This is a genomic window from Pseudomonas sp. Marseille-Q5299, from assembly GCF_943737035.1.
GTDB lineage: Bacteria > Pseudomonadota > Gammaproteobacteria > Pseudomonadales > Pseudomonadaceae > Aquipseudomonas > Aquipseudomonas putida_E.
In genome coordinates this window covers 359,223-378,676 of sequence record NZ_CALSFR010000002.1, presented here as the reverse complement: position 1 = coordinate 378,676, position 19,454 = coordinate 359,223, and the positions used below count along the sequence as shown (strand labels likewise).

General features: G+C 63.2%; 12 protein-coding genes, 2 tRNA genes and 1 pseudogene. 9 read left to right on the top strand and 6 right to left on the bottom strand.

What is annotated here, in order from left to right:
• The first annotated feature begins 14 nt into the window (after positions 1-14).
• The gene (locus NGJ21_RS06170; protein WP_119688416.1) at positions 15-1,316 is read left to right on the top strand and encodes an SLC13 family permease; all 1,302 of its coding nucleotides are present in this window, start codon (positions 15-17) and stop codon (positions 1,314-1,316) included.
• A gap of 65 nt (positions 1,317-1,381) precedes the next feature.
• Here the strand turns inward: NGJ21_RS06170 and NGJ21_RS26030 are convergent, their stop codons facing one another.
• Both NGJ21_RS26030 and NGJ21_RS26025 read right to left on the bottom strand, forming a co-directional pair.
• On the bottom strand, positions 1,382-2,095 hold the full coding sequence (locus tag NGJ21_RS26030; RefSeq protein ID WP_371316832.1) for a methyl-accepting chemotaxis protein: 714 nt from the start codon (positions 2,093-2,095) through the stop codon (positions 1,382-1,384).
• Between the two features lie 141 nt (positions 2,096-2,236).
• Positions 2,237-3,196 (bottom strand): annotated as a pseudogene (locus tag NGJ21_RS26025) (methyl-accepting chemotaxis protein); the annotation flags it as partial.
• 372 nt (positions 3,197-3,568) lie between these two features.
• Between NGJ21_RS26025 and NGJ21_RS06160 the strand changes: the two are divergent.
• Positions 3,569-5,446: a 1-acyl-sn-glycerol-3-phosphate acyltransferase gene (locus NGJ21_RS06160; RefSeq protein WP_251961951.1), complete on the top strand. Its 1,878-nt coding sequence runs from the start codon at positions 3,569-3,571 to the stop codon at positions 5,444-5,446.
• A gap of 10 nt (positions 5,447-5,456) precedes the next feature.
• On the opposite strand, the gene sugE is transcribed toward NGJ21_RS06160, so the two are convergent.
• A complete protein-coding gene (sugE, locus tag NGJ21_RS06155; protein ID WP_012313171.1) occupies positions 5,457-5,774 on the bottom strand; it encodes a quaternary ammonium compound efflux SMR transporter SugE in 318 nt (105 codons plus the stop codon).
• A gap of 193 nt (positions 5,775-5,967) precedes the next feature.
• On the bottom strand, positions 5,968-6,888 hold the full coding sequence (gene rdgC, locus NGJ21_RS06150) for a recombination-associated protein RdgC (RefSeq protein ID WP_046787424.1): 921 nt from the start codon (positions 6,886-6,888) through the stop codon (positions 5,968-5,970).
• A gap of 215 nt (positions 6,889-7,103) precedes the next feature.
• Here rdgC and NGJ21_RS06145 point away from each other — a divergent pair.
• Together NGJ21_RS06145 and NGJ21_RS06140 are read left to right on the top strand one after the other, a co-directional pair.
• A tRNA-Val gene (locus tag NGJ21_RS06145) sits at positions 7,104-7,179 on the top strand.
• Positions 7,180-7,192: 13 nt separating this feature from the next.
• A tRNA-Asp gene (locus NGJ21_RS06140) sits at positions 7,193-7,269 on the top strand.
• A gap of 86 nt (positions 7,270-7,355) precedes the next feature.
• Here NGJ21_RS06140 and map read toward each other — a convergent pair.
• The gene (map, locus tag NGJ21_RS06135) at positions 7,356-8,132 is read right to left on the bottom strand and encodes a type I methionyl aminopeptidase (protein ID WP_251961950.1); all 777 of its coding nucleotides are present in this window, start codon (positions 8,130-8,132) and stop codon (positions 7,356-7,358) included.
• 333 nt (positions 8,133-8,465) lie between these two features.
• Here map and NGJ21_RS06130 point away from each other — a divergent pair, with 333 nt between their 5' ends.
• The 4 genes from NGJ21_RS06130 to pcaQ all read left to right on the top strand — a co-directional run bounded on the left by NGJ21_RS06130 (position 8,466) and on the right by pcaQ (position 16,837).
• Entirely contained in the window at positions 8,466-12,239 is a 3,774-nt protein-coding gene (locus NGJ21_RS06130) for a bifunctional nitrate reductase/sulfite reductase flavoprotein subunit alpha (protein ID WP_251961949.1), read from the top strand.
• A 302-nt stretch (positions 12,240-12,541) separates the two neighbouring features.
• Positions 12,542-15,094 carry a nitrite reductase large subunit NirB gene (gene nirB / locus NGJ21_RS06125; RefSeq protein WP_115272958.1) on the top strand — a complete coding sequence of 851 codons (2,553 nt, stop codon included), beginning with the start codon at positions 12,542-12,544 and terminating at the stop codon, positions 15,092-15,094.
• Entirely contained in the window at positions 15,094-15,456 is a 363-nt protein-coding gene (gene nirD, locus NGJ21_RS06120) for a nitrite reductase small subunit NirD (RefSeq protein WP_046787420.1), read from the top strand. Before nirB ends, nirD begins: the two co-directional genes overlap by 1 nt.
• Before the next feature lie 448 nt (positions 15,457-15,904).
• Complete coding sequence (gene pcaQ / locus NGJ21_RS06115) at positions 15,905-16,837, top strand: pca operon transcription factor PcaQ (protein ID WP_046787419.1); 933 nt, start codon at positions 15,905-15,907, stop codon at positions 16,835-16,837.
• A 63-nt stretch (positions 16,838-16,900) separates the two neighbouring features.
• Here the strand turns inward: pcaQ and NGJ21_RS06110 are convergent, their stop codons facing one another.
• The gene (locus NGJ21_RS06110; RefSeq protein ID WP_251961948.1) at positions 16,901-18,223 is read right to left on the bottom strand and encodes a hypothetical protein; all 1,323 of its coding nucleotides are present in this window, start codon (positions 18,221-18,223) and stop codon (positions 16,901-16,903) included.
• 361 nt (positions 18,224-18,584) lie between these two features.
• Here NGJ21_RS06110 and bamJ point away from each other — a divergent pair, with 361 nt between their 5' ends.
• Positions 18,585-19,349 (top strand): BamJ family beta-barrel-assembly machinery protein, encoded by a 765-nt coding sequence (gene bamJ, locus NGJ21_RS06105; protein WP_012313179.1) that lies wholly within the window; start codon positions 18,585-18,587, stop codon positions 19,347-19,349.
• The last annotated feature ends 105 nt before the right edge of the window (positions 19,350-19,454 follow it).

Genomic DNA, 19,454 nt, shown 5'->3' with positions numbered 1-19,454 from the left:
AGGACACTTTCAACATGATGAGCATGCTCGTCGTCGCGGCCATCGTCGTCGCCGTGGCCCTCGGTTACAAGACCAAGATCAACATCGGCCTTTTCGCCATCGCCTTTGCCTATCTGATCGGTTGTTTCGGCATGGGCCTGAGCCCTTCGGAGGTCATCGGCCTGTGGCCGCTCAAGATCTTCTTCGTGATCTTCTCGGTCTGCCTGTTCTACAGCTTCGCCACGGTCAATGGCACCTTGGAGAAGCTGGCCGAGCACCTTATCTACCGCTGCCGGGCAGTGCCGCAGTTGCTGCCGTTCGCCGTGTTCTTCGCCGCCACCGTGATCGCCGCGATGGGGGCGGGGTACTACACCGTGCTGGCGTTCATGGCGCCGATTACCCTGCTGCTGTGCGAGCGTACCCGCATGAGCCTGATCGTCGGCGGCATGGCCGTGAACTATGGCGCGCTCAGCGGGGCCAACTTCATGTCCAGCCAGAGCGGCATCATCTTCCGCGGGCTGATGACCAATGCCGGCGTGAGCGACAACCAGGCTTTCATCAACGCGGCCGGTATCTTCGTCAGCACCTTGGTCATCCCATTGCTGGTGATCGGGGTATTCGTCTTCCTCACCGGCCATGGCCGCGCGTTGAAGGCGTCTGCCATTGCTGTCGAGGCGCCAGCGGCGCTCAACAGCCAGCAGCGAACCACGTTGTGGTTGACCCTGGCGATGATGCTGATGGTGCTGGCTGCGCCGGTGGCCAGCATCGCCCTGCCGGGCAATGCCACGGTAGCCTTCATCAACGCCAAGGTGGATATCGGCCTGATCGCCAGCCTGTTCTCGGTGATCGCCCTGTTGCTCAAGCTCGGTGACGAACGCAAGGCCATGGCGACCGTGCCCTGGGGCACGCTGATCATGATCTGTGGTGTGGGCATGCTGATTTCCGTGGCGATCAAGGCCGGCACCATCGACATTCTCGCCTCCTGGATCGGCACCAGCATCCCGCCAATCATGGTGCCGGTGGTATTCGGTGCGGTGGCGGCATTCATGTCCATCTTCTCCAGCACCTTGGGCGTCGTGACGCCGGCGCTGTTCCCCATGGTGCTGCCGATTGCACAGAACATGGGTATCGAGCCCATGATCCTGTTCATTGCCATCGTTGCGGGTGCCCAAGCCACCTCGATCTCGCCGTTTTCCTCCGGCGGCAGCCTGATTCTGGGCTCCTGCAGCAACGAGAAGAGCCGCGCTTCGTTGTTCCCGCAGTTGCTGTTCAAGGCGGCGCCCATCGGCTTCGTGGCGGCGCTGGCGTTCAATGTGCTGCTGACCTTCGTGCTCTGACGTTCAAAAGCATGAAAAAAAACCGCAGCCTGGCTGCGGTTTTTTCATGCCTGTCGTTGCAGTGACTAGAACCGGAACCGGCTGATCATCTGCTGCAACTGCCCACCCAGGCGCGCCAGCTCGACACTGGAAGCGGACGTCTGCTGGCTGGCCTGCGCCGTCTGCTCGGAAATATCCCTCACTGTCACCACGCTACGGCTGATCTCTTCGGCCACCGCGCTCTGCTGCTCGGAAGCCGCAGCAATCTGCTGGTTCATCGATTGAATCCCCGAAACGCGTTGGGTTATGCCTTCCAGCGCCACCCCGGCTTCACGCACCAGCGCCACGCTGCTCTGGGTCAGGCTCTGGCTTTCGTCCATCAGTTCGCTCACTGAGCGGGTGCCTTCTTCCAGGCTGCCGATGGCCGACTCGATCTCCAGGGTCGACGCCTGGGTACGCTGCGCCAGGCTGCGCACTTCATCGGCCACCACGGCAAAGCCACGGCCAGCCTCGCCAGCGCGGGCTGCTTCGATCGCGGCATTGAGCGCCAGCAGGTTGGTCTGCTCCGCCACTGCCTTGATAACGTCCATGACCTTGCCGATACGCTGGCTCTCGTTGCGTAGCGCACCCATGGCTTGGCCAGTGGCGTCCACCTGGTTGGCCAGCCGGCCGATCTGCGCGACGGCGCGGTTGGCCACACTTTCCCCTTCGCGTGCTTCCTCGTCCGTGGCACTGGCGGCCTGCGAGGCCTCACCGGCGTTGCGCGCCACTTCATGCACGGTGGCGGCCATTTCCTGCATGGCCGTGGCAACCTGATCGGTTTCCACTTTCTGGCTGCTGGCGCCGGCGCTGGTCTGCTCGGTGATGGCCGACAGTTCTTCGGTGGCACTGGCAATCTGCGAAATACCGTCGCGCACCTGCGCGATCAAGTCGCGCAGGTTGCCGGTCATGCCCTGCAAGGCATTTTGCAACTGGCCGACTTCGTCGCGGCGGCGGCTGGCCGGTTGCTCGCTGAGGTCTCCGGCGGCTACCTGCTGCATGGCACGCAAGGCCTGCTGCAGCGGCGCGCTGATCTGGCGGGCGATGATGAGCGCGGCAAAGATGCCCATGAGCAGCGCCAGCAGCGTGGTGAAGATCTGCAGGTTCTTGGCGAACTGGCTGTCGCTGACCACCGACACTGCCTGGGCGTCGAGCAGTTCACCGATCAGGCCTGTGAGTGTGTTTATGTCGCTGGCCATGGCGTTGCGGCACTCGACCAGCCTGCTCACTTCACCACGGAAAGCTTCGACCGCTTCGGCATAGGCGCGAACCTGCTGGTTCAAGGCGCTGAACTGTGCGTCGAAGCTGCCATTGAAGCGCGCCACCAGGCCTGGCAACTCGTTCACCGTGGTGGCGATCTGTGCGTTCATCAGTTTTTCGGTGTCGGCGTTGGTGTTACCGGTGTAGCCGCGTACGTGGTAGCGGAGCAGGATCAGGTTCTCGCGGATCTGGTTGATCGCTTCGCTGCGTACTACACGTTGCTCGGCATCGGGCAGGGCGCGTACCTGGGTGCGAATGGTCTCGATGCTGGCGAACGAACGGGTGGCAAGGGCGCCCATTTCCTTTTGTGCCGCGCGCATTTTCTGGTACGACTGGAAGCTCTGCGCCTGGTTGGCGGCATACCCGCGAAGGGTCTGCTCGGCCTTGTCGATCAGCGCCAGGCTCTGTGGCTTGACCAAGGTCCCACGCAGTTTCGCCAGCGGCGTCTGGAACGCTTCAAGCGCGCCCTGCAACGCCTTGCCTTCGTTTTCTGCGCCATTGGCGATGGCGTGGCGCAGGCGCGCCTCACGCAGGTCGCCCAAGGCATCGTTGAGGCGCGACACCTCACTGACCACCTCGCTGCGGCGTACCAGGCTGCCCATGCCTTCCCAGCTGATCAGCGACTGGAGCAAGGTCAGGCCCAGCACCAGGCCGAAACCGAGGAAGAGTTTGTGGGCGATCCTGAGGTCGCCTATCCAGGTAAGCATGCTGCTGAGCTCCTTTTCTTGTGCGTTGGAGGAGACCGGAGGTCCGTTCCTTCTGGTAGATACAGTCATCTATATGTTTAATCGGCAGATGTAACAAAATCTGAACACTGATATCAAGAAGATTGGCGTCAAAATGCCATCATGCGGCGCCGCGGGCGCTGTGCCCGACGTGCCTGGCTTGCCAGCAGCAGGCGTTCGCGTGCAAATTTGTGGCTTATCGCGGCCTGCGTGCCTCAAATGACAAAAGCCCCTCAGGGAACAAGGACGATGAGTCATTCCTCGCAATTCACCTTGCTCGGCAAGCGGCGCTTCCTGCCGTTTTTCGTCACCCAGTCGCTGGGTGCCTTCAACGACAACCTGTTCAAGCAGTCGCTGATCCTGGCGATCCTGTTCAAGCTCAGCCTTGGCGACGGGGACCGCTCGATCTGGGTCAACCTTTGCGCGCTGCTGTTCATCCTGCCGTTCTTCCTGTTTTCGGCACTGGGCGGGCAGTTTGGCGAGAAGTTCGCCAAGGACGCCTTGATCCGCGCGATCAAGCTGGCCGAAATTGCCATCATGGCCATCGGTGCGCTCGGTTTTGTCAGCGATAACCTGCTGCTGATGCTGGTGGCGCTGTTCTGCATGGGCACCCAGTCGGCGCTGTTCGGCCCGGTGAAGTATTCGATCCTGCCCCAGGCGCTGCGTGAAGAAGAGTTGGTGGGTGGCAACGGCCTGGTGGAGATGGGCACCTTCCTCGCCATTCTCGCCGGCACCATTGGCGCCGGGGTGATGATGGCCAGCGACAGCTACGCCACGGTGGTGGCGGGCGGGGTGGTGGGCACCGCAGTGCTGGGCTACCTGGCCAGCCGCTGGGTCCCGCGTGCGGCGGCCGTATCACCGCAAATGCCACTGGACTGGAACATCTTCAAGCAGTCGTGGGTGATCCTGCGCATGGGGTTGGGGCAACCGCCCGCGGTGTCGCGTTCGATCGTCGGCAACTCGTGGTTCTGGTTCGTCGGCGCCATCTACCTGACCCAGATCCCGGCCTACGCCAAGGACTGGCTGCATGGTGACGGCACGGTGGTGACCTTGGTGCTGACCCTGTTCTCGGTGGGTATCGCCTTGGGCTCGTTATTGTGTGAGCGGCTCAGTGGGCGCAAGGTCGAGATCGGCCTGGTGCCTTTCGGCTCGTTTGGCCTGACGCTGTTCGGGCTGCTCTGGTGGTGGCACTCCGGTGATGTGCCGGCCGGCGCAGCGCCGCACGACTGGCTGGCACTGCTGGGCATGAGCCAGGCCTGGTGGATCCTGGTGTCGATCGTCGGCCTTGGGGTATTCGGCGGCTTCTATATCGTGCCGCTGTACGCGCTGATCCAGGCGCGCACCGCCGAGGGCCAGCGCGCGCGAGTCATCGCCGCCAACAATATTCTCAATGCCTTGTTCATGGTGGTGTCGGCCATCCTCACCATCGTCCTGCTGGGCCTTGCGGACCTGAGCATCCCGCAGCTGTTCCTGGTGGTGTCGCTGCTCAATATCCTGGTCAACGCTTACATCTTCAGGATCGTGCCCGAGTTCACCATGCGCTTTTTGATCTGGCTGTTGAGCCACTCGATGTACCGCGTGGAGCATCGCGGCCTCGAGCGCATCCCCGACGAAGGCGCAGCGCTGCTGGTGTGCAACCATGTGTCATTCGTGGACGCGCTGCTGCTCGGCGGGGCGATCCGCCGCCCGATCCGGTTCGTGATGTACTACAAGATCTACAACCTGCCGGTGCTCAATTTCGTGTTCCGCACCGCAGGTGCCATCCCGATTGCCGGGCGCAATGAAGACCAGGCCACTTACGAACGCGCGTTCGCCCGTATCGCCGAGTACCTGGCGGCGGGGGAGGTGGTGTGCATTTTCCCGGAAGGCAAGTTGACCGGCGATGGCGAGATCGATGTGTTCCGCGGTGGTGTCGGCCGCATTCTCGAAGAAACGCCGGTGCCGGTGATTCCACTGGCGCTGCAGGGGCTGTGGGGCAGTTTCTTCAGCCGCGATCCGGGCAAGGGGTTCTTCAAGCGCTTGTGGTCGCGGGTGACCATCGTCGCCGGAGCGTCCATCCCGGTGGAGGTGGCGCAGCCTGAGTTGCTGCGTGAGCAGGTCAGCCGCTTGCGCGGCGACCTGCGTTAGGCATAAGCCGTCAGCTGGCGCTGACTTTCAGGCCGATCAGGCCGGTAACGATCAGCGCCACACTGACCAGCCGCACCAGGGCCATGGATTCACCGAACAGGATGATCCCGGCGATCACTGTGCCGACGGCACCCACGCCGGTCCAGATGGCATAGGCGGTGCCCAGCGGCAGCTCTTTCATGGCCAGGCCCAGCAGGCCCAGGCTGATGACCATGGCGCCGACGGTTAGCACGGTGGGAAGCGGGCGGGTGAAACCGTCGGTGTATTTGAGGCCGACAGCCCAGCCGACTTCGAACAGGCCGGCGAAGAACAGGATGATCCAGGACATGAGTGAGTCTCCATCGTTTGAATGATGGGGCCGTCCCCGTAATGGTCACGCGGTGCGTCGTGAGGTCGTCCTCACCGTGGGCATGATAGTGCAGCTGCAAGCTGCAAGCTGCAAGCTGCAAGCAGTACGGCGTCGTATTGGGCGCCGCGGTACCGCTTTTGATTTTTCTTGCAGCTTGCAGCTCCAAGCCGCGTCAGACCCCTTGCGGAATCTCTTCGCCGCCCAGCGCTTCGAACAGCACCGGCAGGAATTCGCTGAAGGTCATCATCATCAGCAGGAAGCTGGCATCGAACTGCTGCGCCGCTTCATCGCCGCCATCCTGTTCGGCCTGCTCCTGCAGCAACTCCTCGAACTTCAGGCGCTTGATCACCATCTTGTCGTCGAGCACGAACGACAGCTTGTCCTGCCAGGCCAGGGCCAGCTGGGTGACCACCTTGCCAGTGCTCAGGTGCAGCTGGATTTCCTCGCCGGTCAGGTCCTGGCGCTTGCAGCGCACGATGCCGCCATCTTCGGCGGTGTCGCGCAACTCGCATTCGTCCAGCACATAGAAACCTTCGGCAGCCTGCTGCGACTTGACCCAGTCGGTCATGGTCGCGGCCGGTGCGATCTTGACCGTGGCAGGGCGCACCGGCAGCGAGCCCATCACCTCACGCAGGGTCGACAGCAGGTCTTCGGCGCGCTTGGCGCTGGCCGAGTTGACCAGGATCATGCCCAGGCGCGGGGCGATGGCGGCGAAGATCATCGAGCGGCGGATGAACGCGCGCGGCAGGAAGGCCTGGATGATCTCGTCCTTGATCTGGTCGCGTTCCTTTTTATAGACCTTGCGCATCTGCTCGGTCTCGATCTCTTCGACCTTCTCTTTGACAGCATCGTTTACGACGCTGCTTGGCAGGATGCGTTCTTCCTTGCGCGCGGCAATCAGCAGGAACTCGCCGCTGACGTGCACCAGGGGAGCGTCTTCGCCTTTGCCGAACGGCGCGACGAAACCATAAGTGGTCAGCTCCTGGCTGGCGCAGGGGCGGGCCGGCTTGCTGGCCAGGGCGGCCTCCAGTGCTTCAGCCTCGAACGGGACATCCTGGGTCAGGCGGTAGGTCAGCAGGTTCTTGAACCACATGAGGGTGAGTCTCTCCTTAATGCATAAGGGGGGCATTATTCTCCGTGCAGCCGTTCCAGGCCAGCCCTGTCATCGGGCCAGCAGCCATATAGAGGAAAGAAACCGTAGACGGCGCTAGGTCTTTGAAAGGCCTGAGAATTTTTTTTAGAAAAGTTGAAAAATGTGCTTGCCAGGGTGGCGCTCCCTCCGTAGAATGCGCGCCACACCGAGACGAAGGGTGATTAGCTCAGCCGGGAGAGCATCTGCCTTACAAGCAGAGGGTCGGCGGTTCGATCCCGTCATCACCCACCACTCGATGTATAGCGCAGCGGTAGTTCAGTCGGTTAGAATACCGGCCTGTCACGCCGGGGGTCGCGGGTTCGAGTCCCGTCCGCTGCGCCATATTCCACTTCCAGGGCCCACTGAACACCCGGAAGTAACAAAAAAAGCGACCTTAGGGTCGCTTTTTTTGTGTCTGCGCCGTGCGCTCAGCCCACGTGCTCTTCCTTGCGTAGCGTCAGCACCTCGACCCCATCCTCGGTCACCGCGACGGTATGTTCCCACTGCGCCGACAGCGTGTGGTCACGGGTAATCACCGTCCACCCGTCCTTCAAGGTCCGCGTGCCACGCCCGCCCTGGTTGATCATCGGCTCGATGGTAAACACCATGCCCGGCTTGAGCTTCATGCCCATGCCGCGCTGGCCGTAATGCAGCACCTCTGGCCCTTCATGCATTTGCTGGCCAATGCCATGGCCGCAGTACTCGCGCACCACGTTGTAGCCCGCCGCCTCGGCATGGGCCTGGACGGCGTGGCCGATGTCGCCAAGCGTCGCCCCCGGGCGCACCTGCTCAATCCCCTTCCACAAGGCCTCATAGGTGGTGTCGACCAGGCGCCGTGCCTCATCGCTGACCGGGCCCAGGCAATACATTTTCGACGAGTCGGCGATATAGCCGCCTTGTTCCAGCGTGATGTCGACGTTGATGATCGACCCTTCACTCAACACCTCATCGGCCTTGGGCATGCCGTGGCAGACCACGTGGTCCACCGAGGTATTGAGCGCGTAGGGGAAACCGTACTGGCTCTTGCTCGCCGGGCGCGCCTTGAGGGTGCCGACGATGAAGGCCTCGGCGCGGTCGTTGATCTGCATGGTGGTCACGCCGGGGCGGATGAAGGTATCGAGGTTGGCGAAGACCTGGGCCAGTAAACGGCCGGCGTTGCGCATCAGGTCGAGTTGGGCGGGGGTCTTGAGGATCACCTGGGACATGTGGGTGCAAAGTAGCTCTGAGGCGGAAAGCTTTCAGCATAGCGCCATGGGGCGCCCGGCTGCCACCTGATGGTGCGTCGATCACCGTTTTGGGGCTGCTGTGCCGCCGTTCGCGGCACGTAGCCCCCGCATGTAGGAGCGGCCTTGTGCCGCGAAAGGGCCGCAAAGCGGCCCCAGGGCACAGCTGGCCCAACAATTGCTGAAAGACCTCCATCAAGGCCGTCAACGTCGACCGCCTTCAACCCTTCACGACAAAGGCGCCGTGTTGCCCTCGCTTGCCAAGCAAGCCGGGGCAGCCGGCGCCTTTTGCGTTTGCACCAGGAGACCCGCCCCATGGCCAGCACCGAAGTACGCAGCGTCTGCCCCTATTGCGGCGTAGGCTGCGGCATAGTCATGAGCGTGGCCGACGGCAAGGTCAACAAGATCAGCGGTGACAAGCAGCACCCGAGCAACTTCGGCCGCCTCTGCACCAAAGGCCTTACCGCGCACCTGCCCCTGACCGCTGCCGGGCGCATGGAAAGTGCCTTTGTGCGCCAGCAACGCGACCATGAACCGGCGCGCAGCAGCATGGACCAGGCCATCACCCAGGCTGCCGAGCGCCTGCGCGGCATCATCGACCAGCATGGCCCGGACGCCGTAGCGCTTTACGTCTCCGGGCAGATGTCACTGGAGGCCCAGTACCTGGCCAACAAACTGGCCAAGGGCTTTATCCGCACGCGCCACATCGAGTCCAATTCACGGCTGTGCATGGCCAGCGCCGGCAGTGGCTACAAACTCTCGCTGGGGGCCGATGGCCCGCCCGGCAGTTACCAGGACTTCGAGCGTGCCGAGGTGTTCCTGGTGATCGGTGCCAACATGGCCGACTGCCACCCCATTCTCTTCCTGCGCCTGCTCGACCGTGTAAAGGCTGGAGCGAAACTGATCGTTGTCGACCCGCGGCGCACCGCCACCGCCGACAAGGCCGACCTGTTCCTGCAAGTGCGCCCCGGCAGCGACCTGGCCCTGCTCAACGGCCTGCTGCACCTGCTGCACCGCAATGGCCAGACAAACCGCGCCTTCATTGCCCGCCACACCGAGGGCTGGGAAGCGCTGCCAGCCTTCCTCGAGGACTACACGCCTGAACGCGTCGCGGCCATCACTGGCCTTGCAGAAGATGACATCCGCCAGGCTGCCGCGTTGATCGGCAGCGCGGGTGAATGGATGAGCTGCTGGACCATGGGCCTGAACCAGAGCGTGCACGGCACCTGGCATACCAATGCGCTGTGCAACCTGCACCTGGCCACTGGCGCCATCTGCCGCCCCGGCAGTGGGCCGTTCTCGCTGACCGGCCAGCCCAATGCCATGGGTGGCCGTGAGATGGGCTACATGGGGCCGGGACTGCCGGGCCAACGTTCGGCGCTGATCGACGCCGACCGCAGCTTTGTCGAAGCGCAATGGGGCCTGGCACCCGGCAGCCTGCGTGCAGAAAGCGGCGAGGGCACGGTAGCGCTGTTCGAGCAGATGAAAACGGGTGAAGTGAAGGCCTGCTGGATCATCTGCAGCAACCCGGTGGCCAGCGTCGCCAACCGCCAGCAGGTGATCGATGGCCTGCGCCAGGCGCAGCTTGTGATCACCCAGGATGCCTTTCTCGACACCGAAACCAACCCTTACGCCGACATTCTCCTGCCCGCCGCCCTCTGGGCTGAAGGTGAGGGCGTGATGATCAACAGCGAACGCAACCTCACACTGATGCCTCGCGCCGTGGCTGCACCAGGCCAGAGCTTGCCGGACTGGCAGATCATCGCCCGGGTCGCCTGTGCCATGGGTTATGCCGAGGCCTTCGATTACCCCGACGCCGAAGCGGTGTATGACGAAATCCGCCGCTTCCACAACCCGCTCACCGGTTACGACCTGCGTGGGGTCGGCTACCCGCAACTGCGTGACAAGCCGCACCAGTGGCCTTGCGCGCCGGGCCGCGTGGACGACCGCAGCCCCGTGCGTTACATCGAAGAAGGCGCACCCTCGTCCCTTGTGTTCCCCACAGCCAGTGGCAAGGCCCGCTTCTTCGCCCGGCCCTGGCTGCCCGCGTCGGAGTTGCCGGACGCCGATTACCCGCTGGTGCTCAATACCGGCCGCGTGCAACACCAGTGGCACACCCTGACCAAGACCGGCAAGGTACCGGCGCTGAACAGGCTGGAGCCCGGCCCCTTTGTCGAACTCCACCCCGAGGATGCCGCGCGGCTGGGTATCCAGGACAAGGACCAGGTGGCGATCCGCTCGCGCCGTGGCCGGGCCGTGCTGCCGGCGCGTGTCAGCGACCGGGTCATGCCGGGCGATTGCTTCGCGCCGTTCCACTGGAACGATGTGATCGGCGAGCACCTGGCAATCAATGCCGTGACCTGCGATGCGGTCGACCCGCTGTCGCTGCAGCCTGCCCTCAAGCACTGCGCCGTGGCCCTTGAGCGGGTTGCCGGCGAGCGCATCGATGCCCTCGACCTTGGCACCACCACCCTTGCCCCGGAGCCTGCCCGCGTGCTGCTGGCCATGCCCCCCGGCCCGCCCCGACATCAGGTGTTGTGGGCCTCGCAGACCGGCAATGGCGAGGCGCTGGCCGAGCGCTGCGCAGAGCGTTTGCACGGCGCAGGGCTGCAGGTACAGCTCAGTTGCATGGAGGCGGTCAGCCCAAGCCAGCTGCAGGGTGCGGCCAGTGTGCTGCTGATTGCCAGCACCTTCGGCGATGGTGATGCGCCCGACAGCGCCACCGCGTTTTGGCGGGCGCTGCAGGGCGAGGAGGGCGCCCACTGCGCCGAGCTGCCTTATGCCGTGCTGGCCCTTGGCGACTCCAGTTACGCCCAGTTCTGTGGGTTTGGTCGCAAGCTCGACCAGCGCCTGGCCGAACTGGGCGGGCGCCGCCTGCTGCCGCGCGTCGATTGTGAACCGGATTTCGATGAGGCCTTTGCCACCTGGCTCGACGCGCTGTTGCCCGAGCTGGGCAGCGCTGGCGTAGCGCTACCGGTCAACGAGCCCGCACTGGCTGCGCCCTGCAGCAAGCAACGGCCGTGGGCGGCTACCCTGCTGGAAAACAACCTGCTCAGTGGCCCCGGCTCGAGCAAGGAAACCCGCCAGTTGGTGTTCGATATTCAAGGCAGCGGCTTCACCTACGCAGCGGGCGATGCGCTGGGCGTGTGGCCCCGCAACTGCCCGGCGCTGGTGGAGGAATTGCTGGCGCTGATGCAGCAGGACGGCAAGACCCAGGTCCAACTCAAGGGCCAGCCGCCCATGCCGTTGGCCCAGGCACTGGAGTCGCACCTGGAAATTGCCAGGGTCACCCCACAGCAATTGCAGGTGTTCAGCCAGCAGGCTGACGACCTGCGGCACCTGTTGCAGCCTGAACGCAAGGCCGCACTGCAGGATTGGCTGTGGGGCCGGCAGTTGGTCGACGTGCTGCGCGCGTTTGCACAGGACCTGCCGCTGGCAACCTGGCTCGACCTGCTCAAACCCCTGCAACCGCGGCTTTACTCGATCAGCTCAAGCCCATTGGCCCACCCCGGCGAGGTGCATCTGACCGTCTCTACCGTACGTTATGGCCAGCGAAAAGGGGTGTGCTCAAGCTTCCTCGCTGACCGGGGGCAGGCTGCGAAGGTGGCGATCTTCCCCCAGGCGTCCAGGCATTTCCGCCTGCCTGATGACGATGATGTACCGCTGATCATGATTGGCCCCGGTACAGGCATCGCACCGTTTCGTGCGTTCCTCGAAGAGCGCGAGGCGCGGGGTGCAAAAGGGGAAAACTGGCTGTTCTTCGGCGAGCAATATGCAGCCACCGACTTTTATTACCACGCGCAGTTGCAGGCCTGGCAGGCGAGCGGACACCTGCGCCTGGATACGGCGTTTTCCCGCGACCAGGCAGAGAAAATCTATGTGCAGCAGCGGATGCGTGAGCAGGGTGCGCAGGTATGGCAGTGGCTGGAGGCGGGGGCGTACTTCTATGTCTGTGGTGATGCTCAGCGCATGGCCAAGGATGTGGATGCGGTGCTGCGCGAGATCATTGCCGAGCATGGGGGTGTGAATGCCGATGCCTATGTGGAAGGTTTGAGCAAGGCCAAGCGGTATCGGCGGGATGTGTACTGAAATGCTCCAGGATGGGGAGCAACGCACCTTGAATGTGCATGGTTTGGGCTGGCGCTATCGCCGGCAAGCCGGCTCCTGCACGGGCTCCGCTGCTCTCAAGCCCTGTGCTGCAGCTGTGGGCGCCGGCTTGCCGGCGATAGGGCCGGGCCAGGCAACATAACTGGCACATTCCATGCTTTATCTCCAACACAACAAGCCCCACTGATCAACGGCGATCAACCGGGGGCACACCGTGATGAATACAGGCAAAGGCGCCTGGAGCTTCGGCTCCAGGCGCTTTTTTTTTGATCGAGGATCGGCTTATGAAGGCAACAGCGAGCAGCGGGCAACGAGAGCGACTGGTCATCGTCGGCAACGGCATGGTGGGCCACCATTGCGTCGAGCAACTGGTCGAACGCGGCGCGCTGGCGCGCTTCGAGCTGCGTGTGTTCGGCGAGGAGCGCCAGCGCGCCTACGACCGCGTGCACCTGTCTGAATACTTCGGCGGCAGCTGTGCCGAAACCCTGGCGCTGTGCGAGCAGGGCTTCTATGGCGTCAACGGTGTGCACCTGCACCTGGGTGAAGCGGTGCTGCAAATCGACCGCGAGCGCTGTGAAGTGGTTACCGCCGAAGGCCGCTATGGGTATGACCAGCTGATCCTGGCCACCGGTTCCTACCCCTTCGTGCCCCCGATCGAGGGCTCCAGCGGCAACGCGCGCCTGGTCTATCGCACCCTCGACGACCTCGACGCGATACGCGCCGCTGCCGTTGATGCCACCCGTGGCGTGGTGGTTGGCGGCGGCCTGCTGGGCCTCGAGGCAGCTAACGCCCTTAAGTCCCTGGGCCTTCAAGCGCATGTGGTGGAGTTCGCCCCGCGGCTGATGCCGGTGCAACTGGATGCTGAAGGCGGCGCCGCGCTCAAGGCGCAGATCGAAGCCCTGGGCGTCGGCGTGCACCTGTCGCGCGCTACCCAGTCGATCAGCGATGGTGAGGCCTACCGCTACCGGATGAATTTCGACGGTGGCGAACACTTGGAAACCGACCTGGTCGTGTTCTCTGCCGGCATCCGCCCGCAGGACGCCCTGGGCCGTGCCTGCGGCCTGGAGATCGCCGCGCGCGGCGGGGTGGTGATCGACAATCACTGCCGCTCCAGCGACCCACGCATCTTCGCCATCGGTGAATGCGCCTCGTGGAACGGCAGCGTGTTCGGCCTGGTTGCTCCGGGCTACAGCATGGCGCGCAACCTGGCGGCGCTGCTGTTGGGCGAGGCGGCCGGGGAATTCACCGGGGCCGACATGTCGACCAAGCTCAAGCTGCTGGGCGTCGATGTCGGCTCCATCGGCGACGCCCATGGCGCCACGCCCGGCTCGCGCAGCTACCGCTTCATCGACGAGGCCAACGCCGCCTATCGCCGGCTGGTGGTCGATGCCAGTGGCAAGCATGTGCTCGGTGCGGTGCTGGTGGGCGACAACAGCTACTACGACACACTGCTGCAATACGCTCAGAACGGCATCGCCCTGCCTGCCGACCCGGCGGCGCTGATCCTGCCGCAAAGCGGTGGCGCACCGGCCCTGGGCGCCGATGCGCTGCCTGACAGCGCGACCATCTGCTCCTGCCACAACGTCAGCAAGGGCGCAGTGTGCGCAGCGATCGACAGTGGTTGCGCCGACCTTGCCGCGGTCAAAGGCTGCACCAAAGCGGCTACCGGCTGTGGCGGCTGCGCGGCGTTGCTCAAGCAAGTGTTCGAGCATGAACTCACCGCCCGTGGCGTGACCGTGGACAAGAGCCTGTGCGAGCACTTCGCCTACACCCGCCAGGAGCTGTACGGGCTGGTGCGGGTGGGTGGCATACGCACCTTCAACGACTTGCTGGCGCGCCATGGCAAGGGCCATGTCGGCTGCGACATCTGCAAGCCGGCGGTGGGCAACATCCTCGCTTCGTGCTGGAACCAGCCGATCATGGACCCTGCGCTGGTGCCACTGCAGGACACCAACGACACCTTCATGGCCAACATGCAGAAAAACGGTACCTACTCGGTGGTGCCGCGCATTCCCGGCGGCGAAATCACCCCGGACAAACTGATTGTGATCGGTCAGGTGGCCAAGAAGTACGACCTTTACACCAAGATCACCGGCGGCCAGCGCATCGACCTGTTCGGCGCCCAGTTGCACGAGCTGCCGCTGATCTGGGGCGAGCTGATCGAGGCCGGCTTCGAGACTGGCCACGCCTACGGCAAATCGACCCGCACGGTGAAGTCCTGCGTAGGCAGCACCTGGTGCCGCTACGGTGTGCAGGACAGCGTCGCCATGGCGCTGCGCCTGGAGGACCGCTACAAGGGCCTGCGCAGCCCGCACAAGCTCAAGTTCGCGGTCTCTGGCTGTACGCGCGAATGTGCCGAGGCGCAAAGCAAGGACATCGGTGTGATCGCCACCGACAAGGGCTGGAACCTCTACGTCTGTGGCAATGGCGGCATGCGCCCACGGCATGCCGAACTGTTCGCCACCGACCTGGACGACGAGACCCTGGTGCGCCTGATCGACCGCGTGCTGATGTTCTACATCCGCACCGCCGACAAGCTGCAGCGCACGTCGGTATGGCGCGAAAGCCTGGACGGCGGCCTGGACTACCTCAAGCAGGTGATCCTCGACGACAGCCTGGGCCTGGCTGCCGAGCTGGAAGCGCAGATGCAGCATGTGGTCGAGCAGTACGAATGCGAATGGGCCAACGCCCTCAACGACCCGGAAAAGCTCAAGCGCTTCCGTACGTTCGTCAACGATCGACGCGCCGACCCGGACGTGCATTTTGTCCGCGAGCGTGAACAGCGTCGCCCCGCTGCACCCCTGCACCTGATCCCTACCGTCGAGGAGGCTGTGTGATGAACCTGTCCAATGCTGCTGTGGCAAAGCAACCCAACTGGCAAGCGGTGTGCAACACCGATGACCTGGTCGCCGACTCCGGTGTGGTGGTGTGGCTCGATGGCACCCAGGTCGCCTTGTTCTACCTGCCCGGGCAGGCGCAGAGCCTGTACGCGGTGGACAACCGCGACCCACGCTCCGGAGCCAACATCATTGGCCGCGGGCTGGTGGGCAGCCTGCAAGGCGAGCTGGTGGTGGCAGCACCCCTGTACAAACAGCACTTCAGCCTGCACAGCGGTGCGTGCCTGGAAGATCCCGGCCAGCGGTTACGTGTGTGGCCGGTACGAATGAACGGGGAGGCGGTGGAAGTGGCAGTGGCCTGATCCCGGCTCTTGCCTGTCTCTTGCGCTTGCTCTTGCTTTGCTTTGCTTTTGCTTTTGCTTCTAAGCGCGCGATAGCTCAGGCGCCGCCGATTGCGACTTCAGGAGGCCGAGCGCAGGTCTTGCGAAGGGAGGTGACGGGCATGGATGCCCGTCAAGCGCTGCGGCCCATGGATGGGCCGTCAGCGCGGTCCTCCCGGGAGCAAGGCCGGAGCGAGGGAACCCCGGAGCGCAGCGTAGGGGCCGGATGATGGGAGCCGACGGTTTTGGTTACTTTGGCCACGACCAAAGTAACCCGCCGTAAGGGCGCAAAGGTGAATCAGCGCCTCCATGGCGAATGGATATTCACCCGATCTGAAAGCCGCAAGCCGCAAGCCGCAAGCCGCCAGCCGCCAGCCGCCAGCAGCGCGACCCGGATACGCCACAGGTGGCGATGCGGTAAGCTTGGCGCATGAACCTCGACACCCGCATCAAGTACCGCCACCTGCTGTGCTTCCTGGAGATTGCCCGGCAGGGCAGCCTGGCCAGGGCCGCCGACATTCTGGCGATCAGCCAGCCGGCAATTTCCAAGACCCTCAAGGAGCTTGAAGACCTGCTCGAGACGCGCCTGTTCGAGCGCAGCCGCCAGGGCGTCGAGCTGACCCCGGCCGGCACCCGCTTCATGCATTACGCCGGGCCCAGCGTACAGGCCCTGCGCGATGGCGTGAGCAGCTTGCGCGGTGAAGCGCGGGCGCCGTCGCAGGTGCGCATCGGCGTGCTGTCCACGGTCGAAGGCCTGCTGATGCCCGAGGTGCTGTGCCGCCTGCATCAACGCCATGAAGCGTTGCTGATCAGCGTGGTGACCGGCGCCAGTGCACAGTTGCTCGGCCAGTTGCGCCTGGGCGAACTGGAACTGGTGGTCGGGCGCATGACCGACAGCCCACAGATCCAGGGGTTGTCGTTCGAACACCTGTACAGCGAGTCGATGGCCCTGGTCGTGCGCCCCGGGCACCCCTTGCTGGCCAGTATGCAGGTAGACCGATCACGCGTTGGCCGTTATCCACTGGTGCTCCCACCACCGGGCACTACCATTCGCCAGCACGCCGACAGCCTGTTCGTGCAATGCGGCATTCAACTGCCGGCGCAGCGCCTGGAGACCCTTTCGCTGGCCTTGAGCCGCCGCTACCTGCTGGGCAGTGATGCCGTGTGGGTGGCGCCGCGTGATGCAGTGTTGCTTGACCTGCGCCGCGGTGAGTTGGCCGAGCTCGATCTGGGGGTGCGGGAGCCAGGCGGGTCGGTGGGCATCTGCCGCAATGCCGCCTTGGCGCTGAGCCTGCCGGGGCAGTGGGTGTGCGATGTATTGCGGGAAGTGGCGGGGCAATATCGCGAGCGGTTGTACCCGTAAGCTTCGTTGTAGCCGAGCGTTCCTGGCCCAGAAACGCTCGTGTGGTGTACGTCCCAACTGTTATCAAGCGGTTCGCAAAGACACCGCGACCACACAAGGAACAGTGGAACCTCGCGCCTCTTCGTCACGGCCATTGATCAACAAGCGCTTGTTGCCTGGATCGAGCGTGACCGTCGATCCCGATGCATAGAAGCCGTCCTCTGGCACTTGAGCGCCGACCTGGCCATAACCGAAGGGAGGGACGAAGCGGGTGTCAAACGTGCCATCCGAGGTCAAGCTAAAGGCAAGCGTATAAGTGTAGAAACTACCGTAGCCGACCAGGCCATCGCCTGTCTCTACTCCCGCATACCAACCGCCCGGTTGGTCAAACACCAGCGCTTCGCCGCCGTTGAACTCTCTGGCCGGCATGCCCGAATAGTCGATTCGGTAAACAGTCGGGTGGCTGATATCTTCATCGAGGTCGTACAGTTCCCCGTAGAAAGTGATTCGTTCCGCGACGGGGTCTACGGAAAAACCGTTATTGATGATCCATGGCGCGGACCAGTGCTGGCCATTGTTGCCAAAGGCATTGTCCACTTTCCCGTCGGTGGTCAAGGCTGTGGTGACGCCATACGCGTCTTCCCCCTGCATCAGATACAAGGCCAATACAAGGTGCTGCGAACCTGAGGGGGGGGTGAAACTGGCAATGCCGTCGATGATGTGTGAGTGGGTATCGGGAATCAGCTTGCTGACATCGAGGATGCCATCAGCGCCAAAATCCAAGCGCAATGCGCCGTCACGGTCCAGCCCGATCACCACCGGTTCGAATTTCTGTGGGCCGCGACGCAAGCCTGTGACGAAAATATGGTCTTTCGCCAAAGCCAGGTGCTCCAGCAGCAGTTCCTCCTTGACCAATGCATGGGTAGCAACGTACCCCTTGCCCTCACCAAACGTCAGATCCGGTTGCCCTTCGGCATTCAGTTTCCAAAGGTGACTGGCTGACTCCCCCTGCACCGGGACAACGATCAGTAAATTACCTGCATCATCTTCTGCGATGCTCTCGGGTGCCTCATAGGCTGCGCTTGCGGTCTTGTTGAAATCGAAAATTCCATCGCCATTGAAGCTGCCATCCAGCTTTCCGTTTTGTTTCAGGCTAGCCACAAAGACCCTGGCGTCCTCAGTGTTCGGGTTGAAGCTTTCACCGATTACATAACTGCGTCCATCGGTGACCATGCTGTTGATGATTGCAGTGCTGTCGGCACGAGACCCGGCGCTTTTTTCAAGGATGTAGGCAATCCCATCGATGCCATAAGCACCATCGATGGGAGCTTGTGGCAACTGCATGGATGCTTGGGCCAAGGTTGGGGGCACGCGGGTTGAGCGGGCAGGCTTTCGTGAAGTGTTCATGACTTTTCCTTGGTGATGAGTGACCGCTGGGCATCAAGGCTTCACGCCGTTATCAGCCATCGCGGCTCACTCAGATGCGGCTGGATGCGTTGCAGGGCCATTGGAGGCCAGGCTCGAATCCGGCGCTACTGGCAGAAATGCCAGGGCGGGGCTGGTCGCTGGAAGAGCCAGTTTTGCAGGGGCGCCCGCTGTGCATATGGTCAATACTGGCCAAACGCCCGTAAGGTTGTGTGCAAGCGCGTTGTCGAGTGAACTTACTCCATGAAACCCGCTCTTATGCCGGTAGCCATTGGTAATGGCCGCCTGATAAGCTCGCGGCTTTACCCTGATTGCCCACATGGCGCATGAACAAGGAAATAGCATGAAACAGCATCGTTTGGCGGCTGCGGTTGCCCTGGTAGGCCTGGTACTGGCTGGCTGTGATCAACAGGCCAGCAGCCCCGAGCTGAAAACTCCGGCACAGAAAGCCTCCTACGGTATCGGCCTGAACATGGGCAAGAGCCTGGCTCAGGAAGGCATGGAAGACCTTGATTCCAAAGCCGTCGCCCTCGGCATCGAAGACGCCGTAGGCAAGAAAGAACAGCGCATCAAGGACGAAGAGCTGGTAGAAGCCTTCACCTCGCTGCAGAAGCGCGCCGAGGAGCGTCTGGCCAAGGCCAGCGAAGAAGCCGCCTCCGCCGGCAAGAAGTTCCTCGAAGAAAATGCCAAGAAGCCAGGTGTGGTCACCACCGCCTCGGGCCTGCAGTACGAAGTGGTCAAGAAGGCCGACGGCCCGCAGCCCAAGCCGACCGATGTGGTCACTGTCCACTACGAAGGCAAGCTGATCGATGGCAAGGTGTTCGACAGCTCGGTAGAGCGTGGCAGCCCGATCGACCTGCCGGTCAGCGGTGTCATCCCAGGCTGGGTCGAAGGCCTGCAACTGATGCACGTTGGCGAGAAGTACAAACTGTTCATCCCGGCTGAGCTGGCCTATGGCGCACAGAGCCCAAGCCCGCTGATCCCGGCCAACTCGGTCCTGGTGTTCGACCTGGAACTGATCGCCATCAAAGACCCGGCCCAGCTGCAGGGCGACGCGCCTGAAGCTCAGGCACCTGCCGAAGCTCCGGCTGAAGCACCTGCCAAGTAATACTGGCTGGTAGTGCACAACGCCCCGCTCGCCGGGGCGTTGTCGTTTGTGCATCAGGCATTGGGCCGAACCTCGTGGCCAGGAGATTGTCCGAGAAAGGGCAGT

Excerpts from the sequence above, each read along its gene's own strand:
- NGJ21_RS06170 (WP_119688416.1), top strand. The coding sequence starts at position 15 with ATGATGAGCATGCTCGTCGTCGCGGCCATCGTCGTCGCCGTGGCCCTC.
- NGJ21_RS26030 (WP_371316832.1), bottom strand. The coding sequence starts at position 2,095 with ATGCAGGAAATGGCCGCCACCGTGCATGAAGTGGCGCGCAACGCCGGT.
- NGJ21_RS06160 (WP_251961951.1), top strand. The coding sequence starts at position 3,569 with ATGAGTCATTCCTCGCAATTCACCTTGCTCGGCAAGCGGCGCTTCCTG.
- sugE (WP_012313171.1), bottom strand. The coding sequence starts at position 5,774 with ATGTCCTGGATCATCCTGTTCTTCGCCGGCCTGTTCGAAGTCGGCTGG.
- rdgC (WP_046787424.1), bottom strand. The coding sequence starts at position 6,888 with ATGTGGTTCAAGAACCTGCTGACCTACCGCCTGACCCAGGATGTCCCG.
- map (WP_251961950.1), bottom strand. The coding sequence starts at position 8,132 with ATGTCCCAGGTGATCCTCAAGACCCCCGCCCAACTCGACCTGATGCGC.
- NGJ21_RS06130 (WP_251961949.1), top strand. The coding sequence starts at position 8,466 with ATGGCCAGCACCGAAGTACGCAGCGTCTGCCCCTATTGCGGCGTAGGC.
- nirB (WP_115272958.1), top strand. The coding sequence starts at position 12,542 with ATGAAGGCAACAGCGAGCAGCGGGCAACGAGAGCGACTGGTCATCGTC.
- nirD (WP_046787420.1), top strand. The coding sequence starts at position 15,094 with ATGAACCTGTCCAATGCTGCTGTGGCAAAGCAACCCAACTGGCAAGCG.
- pcaQ (WP_046787419.1), top strand. The coding sequence starts at position 15,905 with ATGAACCTCGACACCCGCATCAAGTACCGCCACCTGCTGTGCTTCCTG.
- NGJ21_RS06110 (WP_251961948.1), bottom strand. The coding sequence starts at position 18,223 with ATGAACACTTCACGAAAGCCTGCCCGCTCAACCCGCGTGCCCCCAACC.
- bamJ (WP_012313179.1), top strand. The coding sequence starts at position 18,585 with ATGAAACAGCATCGTTTGGCGGCTGCGGTTGCCCTGGTAGGCCTGGTA.